General features: G+C 71.4%; 5 protein-coding genes and 1 pseudogene. 4 read left to right on the forward strand and 2 right to left on the reverse strand.

Annotation, left to right across the window (positions count from 1 at the left end; all coding sequences use genetic code 11):
* The 3 genes from AOK23_RS37715 to AOK23_RS37725 all read left to right on the forward strand — a co-directional run.
* Window positions 1-686 (forward strand): 8-oxoguanine DNA glycosylase OGG fold protein (locus AOK23_RS37715; protein ID WP_338056557.1); only part of this gene is annotated, 686 nt, incomplete at its 5' end.
* Between the two features lie 217 nt (window positions 687-903).
* On the forward strand, window positions 904-2,469 hold the full coding sequence (locus tag AOK23_RS37720) for a carbohydrate-binding protein (RefSeq protein ID WP_055716984.1): 1,566 nt from the start codon (window positions 904-906) through the stop codon (window positions 2,467-2,469).
* Window positions 2,470-2,622: 153 nt separating this feature from the next.
* Window positions 2,623-2,946 (forward strand): hypothetical protein, encoded by a 324-nt coding sequence (locus AOK23_RS37725; protein ID WP_055716985.1) that lies wholly within the window; start codon window positions 2,623-2,625, stop codon window positions 2,944-2,946.
* A gap of 107 nt (window positions 2,947-3,053) precedes the next feature.
* Here AOK23_RS37725 and AOK23_RS37730 read toward each other — a convergent pair whose 3' ends face one another.
* Window positions 3,054-3,239, reverse strand: coding sequence for a hypothetical protein (locus AOK23_RS37730; RefSeq protein WP_055716986.1), 186 nt, complete (start codon window positions 3,237-3,239; stop codon window positions 3,054-3,056).
* Between the two features lie 110 nt (window positions 3,240-3,349).
* Between AOK23_RS37730 and AOK23_RS37735 the strand changes: the two genes are divergently transcribed.
* Complete coding sequence (locus tag AOK23_RS37735) at window positions 3,350-3,949, forward strand: hypothetical protein (RefSeq protein WP_055716987.1); 600 nt, start codon at window positions 3,350-3,352, stop codon at window positions 3,947-3,949.
* 118 nt (window positions 3,950-4,067) lie between these two features.
* Here AOK23_RS37735 and AOK23_RS37740 read toward each other — a convergent pair.
* Window positions 4,068-4,844: pseudogene (locus AOK23_RS37740) on the reverse strand (alpha/beta hydrolase); the annotation flags it as partial.

The raw sequence follows: 4,844 nt of genomic DNA on the forward strand, positions 1-4,844 counted from the left end.
TGGTGGAGCGGCTGCGGCCGCTCGTGGCGGGGCATCGTGGGCGTCGGCAGGAGTCGGTCCGGTTTCGGCCGTCCACGTGGCGGCCCTGGCTGGAGCCGCACCGCGCGGCCCATGTGCTCGGCCTCGGGACGGCGGACGGTGCCTCCGCCGGCGGCGACCGGCTGCTCGGGCGGGACGATCTGGTCGCCGCCCGGCGAGCGGCCGGTGACAGGCTGGAGGGACTTCGGGACCTGTTCGTCGCGGTCATGATCTGGGGCTCGGGCACGACCAACGGACGCGCTCCCCGCTACACCGGCGCGGCCCTCGGCGACCCCCGCCTGCCGGGCGTCCTCGACACCACCCGCGACGCCGTCCGCTCGGGCGAACTGGTCCGCGCCTACACCGAGTTCAGGGTGCACGGCGTGGGACGGTCGTTCTTCACCAAGTGGTTCGCCGCCGTCGACGACCGTGGACCCGGCCACGCGTACGCCCTGATCCTCGACGACCGGGTGTTCCGCTCCCTCAACGCCCTCGGCTGGTCGAGCGGGGAGGCGGCCGGCACCCGTCTCCGGCCCGCCCGCTACGTCGCCTACGTCACCGCCATGCACGACTGGGCCGCTTCCCTGGGCGTGACGGCGGACTGGCTGGAGTGGCTCATGTTCGACCTCAACGGTCGGGTCCAGCCGCCATGGGGCACACAGGGGTGAGTGCCCAGCAGTACATGCATACGATGACAGTTCATAAACATGAACCTGAGTGCGGGTCTTTCCCTTCCTTCACCCCCCTTCTGTTCCTCCATGTGAACGGAACGAGCGTCCCACTCTCTTGACGTGTTCAAGCCATCTCCCTACCTTGCCGAGAAAGCGCTTTCCATTCCCGCACCTCTGGTAGACGAACCGACCGTCCTGGAGATGGAGACCCACCATGCGTCTGAGATCCGTCATGGCATGCGCAGGCCTGTTGTCCGGCGCGCTCGTCGCGCTGGCCGGCGCGACCACCGCGCAGGCGGCGACCGCCCGGTACGAGGCGGAGAGCTCGCCGGCGGTGTGCGCCGGCACGATCGACTCCGACTGGACCGGCTACTCGGGCAGCGGATTCTGCAACGGCACCAACTCGACCAGCGGCTATGTCCAGTTCACGGTGGCGTCCGGCGCCGCGGGCACCGCGACACTCGGGGTCCGGTTCGCCAACGGCACCACCACCGCCCGCGCCGCGAACGTCGTCGTGAACGGCTCGACCGTGGCGACCGTGTCCTTCGAGGGCACGGGCACATGGTCGGGCTGGACCACGAAGACCCTGTCCGTGCCGGTGGTGGCGGGCAGCAACACCGTCCGGCTCACCCCCACCTCCGCGGCCGGACTGCCCAACGTCGACCGCCTCGACGCGACCGTGCCCGACGGCACCGGCACACCCCCGTCGGCCTCCGCGCTCTACGTCGCCCCGAACGGCACCGACGGCGCGGCCGGCACCCAGTCCGCCCCCACCACGCTCACCTCCGCGATCAGCCGTATCAGCGCCGGCGGCACGATCTACCTGCGCGGCGGGACGTACCACCACTCCTCGACCGTCACCGTCCCGGTCGGCAAGAACGGCACCGCCGCCGCCCGGACGACCCTGGCCGCCTACCCCGGCGAGACCCCGGTCCTCAACTTCTCCGCGCAGACGGAGAGTTCCGCCAACCGGGGGCTCCAGCTGAACGGGTCGTACTGGCACGTCAAGGGCATCGTCGTCGAGCGGGCCGGTGACAACGGCATCTACGTCGGCGGCAGCCACAACGTCATCGAGCGCACGGTGACCCGCCACAACCGGGACACCGGGCTCCAGTTGGGCAGGGCCTCCTCCACCACCCCGGCCGCCGACTGGCCGTCCGACAACCTGATCCTGAGCGCGGAGTCGCACGACAACGCCGACTCCGACGGCGAGGACGCCGACGGCTTCGCGGCGAAGCTCACCACCGGGCCGGGGAACGTCTTCCGGTACGCCGTCGCCCACAACAACATCGACGACGGCTGGGACCTCTACACCAAGACGGACACGGGCCCCATCGGCCCGGTGACCATCGAGGACTCCCTCGCCTTCGAGAACGGCACGCTCAGCGACGGCTCCCAGGCCGGCAACGGCGACCGCAACGGCTACAAGCTCGGCGGCGACGACATCGCCGTCAACCACGTCGTGCGGCGCAGCATCGCCTACGACAACGGCAAGCACGGTTTCACGTGGAACAGCAACCCGGGCACGATGACCGTCTCGGGCAACGTGAGCGTCGACAACACCGAGCGCAACTTCAACTTCGACGGCGGTACGTCGGTCTTCCGCGACAACACCTCGTGCCGCGGCTCCAGTGGCACCAACGACCGCGTCATCGGCAACTCCGACAGCACCAACCAGTTCTGGTCCGGCGCGAACGGCTCCCGTTGCGCGTCCTACTCCGGCGCCATGAAGTGGTCCTTCGCCTCGGACGGCCGCCTCGTGGTCACCTTCGGCGGGTGACCGCCGGGGGAGGTCTAGACAAGGCCAAGGCTTGTCAAAAGTCGTGGACATGTCGAAGGAACCTTGCTTGGCTTCCCGGTGACCAATGCCCGGGCCCGCTTCCGGTGGCCCGGGCTGCCTGCCTCGCAGGCGCAGAGATACGGGGAACACATCATGAACATCAGGAAGTTGACGTCTCTCGGCATGACGCCGCTGGTGCTGGCCGGTATCGCCGTGGCCGCGCCGATCGCCGGTGCGACCGCCGCCAGCGCCACCCCGCAGGGGTGCCAGGTGGGCAAGCCGACCGAGAACACGGGGTTCGCGATCTGCCACCGGGGCACCGGCCAGGTGCGGGTCAAGGTCACGTGTGAGGACGGCCCCACGGGCAGGAGCCACTTCGCGTACGGCCCGTGGGTCGGCATCGACAAGACGTCGAAGGTGGCCTGCGGCGCGGCCCAGCGGTACTTCGTGACGCTGGTCGACTACCAGACCCGCTGATCCCACCACGCGGGGCCGGGCTCGCCCGGCGCGCAGGCGGACGGCCGCGGAACCTCTCTCCGTGGCCGTCCGCTTCTTCGTGTGGCCGGCGCGGGGTGCTGATCCCCCTACGTGTCGCCTCTCTTGCGGTTCGAGGAGCGGAGGGGGTCGACGAGGCGGAGGAGTTCGCCGACGGCGAGAGTCGCGGTGGCGACGGCGCGGACCCAGCGGGGGCCGCCCCGTGCGGCCCAGAAGACACAGGCGCAGCCGCCGATGACGAGTGCGAGGACGCCGGACAGTATGAGCACGGTCATGCTCGTTCCCCCTTCGCTTCTCCAGTGGTCGTCCGCGCATCCTCTCAGGGGGCCGCCGCCGGACGGAGCGGGCGGGCCGGGGTGTCAGTGGCGCGCTGTACGTTCCGCTCATGGGCGTATATCTGGTGAGTGTCGGCGCGAAGGACTGGTTCGAGGGGTTCGGGGACGAGGAGGAGGACGGGTGGGCCCACGTCGCCTCGGCGCTGAACGAGGAACTGGGCCGGCGGGGGCTGCCGCCCTATGACTCGGTGCCGGAGGAGGCGGAGTTCGTCCGCGGGTCGGGCCAGAGCTTCGAGGAGAAGCTGATCCCCTCCATGGACGGGTTCGTCGCGCTGTGCGAGGCGCACCTCTCGGCCGAGGAGGTGGCGGTCCTCTGCGGCTGGTCGGTGCTGGTGCCGTTCCCGCTCGACGAGCCGATCCTGCTGCCCGTCGGCTCCGGGTACACGGACGAGACCCTCGTCGCCGGCGCCCCGCAGATGCTCGCGCTCGCCGAGAGACTGGCCGAGGCCGTCGACCTGCCGGCCGAGACCCCGGCCATGTGCGACAACCTCGACCTGACCACGTGGTTCAGGGACGGACCGGCGAGCGAACTGGCCGCGTCCCGACCGGGTCCGTGGAGCCAGGACCTCGACGCGGCCTTCTACGTGGCGCTGTATCTGCGCGCCGCTCAGCACTCGCTCCGCCGCGGCTGCCCGATCGTCTACTCCTGAGACAGCGCTGCCCGGTCGTCTTCATCCGGGACACGGCCGCCCGGTCCTCTTCATCTGGGACACGGCTGCCCGATCGTCCACGCCGGGGACACCGCTGCTTGCCGTGCGCCCCCGTCGCTCACCGCAGCCCGCGTACGAACTCCGCGAGGGTGCGGGTCGCCGTGTTGTGCGCGGTCGCGGCGAACAGCGGGTCGAGGTGGTTCATGCCCTCGTCCGTCTCGTGGACGGCGTACGGGACGCGGGACTCGGCGGCGACCCGGCGGGCCGCGTCGAGGACGGTGCCGCGGTAGGCGCTGGTCTGGAAGGCGTACAGCGGGACGTCGAGCCCGGCGGCGTGCCGCAGCCGCAGGCCGAGGGAGCGGGCGAGGTCGGTGTCGGCGTACGCGTCGCTCACGTCGAGGTCCACCGACAGCCGGGCCGGCCAGTACCACTCCCAGACCGCCGGCACCGGCCCCGCGTACGCCTCCGCCACCCGCGCGACGGGGGTGATCCCCTCGTCGACCCAGCCGCGCACGCCGTCAGCGCCGGCCGAGTCGGCGATCCGCCCGGAGTGGACGCTGATGTCGTTGGGCCACCCGAACCCGGCGTCGACGAGGGCGCCGAGCAGCGCCGCGTTCGTGACCGGGTGCGGCGGCCGCAGCGCGTCGGGCAGCCGGTCCTGGAGGACGGAACGGCCCTCGGGGTCGTGGTGGGCGTACCACCCGGCGAGCTGGTACCAGATCTGGGTGCTCTCCGCCCGGACACCGAGCCCGACCCCGCTCAGCGTCAGGTCGAAGACGCGCCCGCCCTCGATCGCGGCGAGCCGCTGCCGGACCTGCTCGGGAGAGTCCTGCACGGGTGCCCCGGCCCCCTTGAAGGCCCCGAGCACCCCGCCGTCGAGGACGGCGAGCCCGGC

Origin of the sequence: Streptomyces torulosus, assembly GCF_001419765.1 — a bacterium.
Classification (GTDB): domain Bacteria; phylum Actinomycetota; class Actinomycetes; order Streptomycetales; family Streptomycetaceae; genus Streptomyces; species Streptomyces torulosus.

Bases quoted from the DNA above. Each gene is read 5' to 3' on its own strand.
- AOK23_RS37720 (WP_055716984.1), top strand. From the start codon at position 904: ATGCGTCTGAGATCCGTCATGGCATGCGCAGGCCTGTTGTCCGGCGCG.
- AOK23_RS37725 (WP_055716985.1), top strand. From the start codon at position 2,623: ATGAACATCAGGAAGTTGACGTCTCTCGGCATGACGCCGCTGGTGCTG.
- AOK23_RS37730 (WP_055716986.1), bottom strand. From the start codon at position 3,239: ATGACCGTGCTCATACTGTCCGGCGTCCTCGCACTCGTCATCGGCGGC.
- AOK23_RS37735 (WP_055716987.1), top strand. From the start codon at position 3,350: ATGGGCGTATATCTGGTGAGTGTCGGCGCGAAGGACTGGTTCGAGGGG.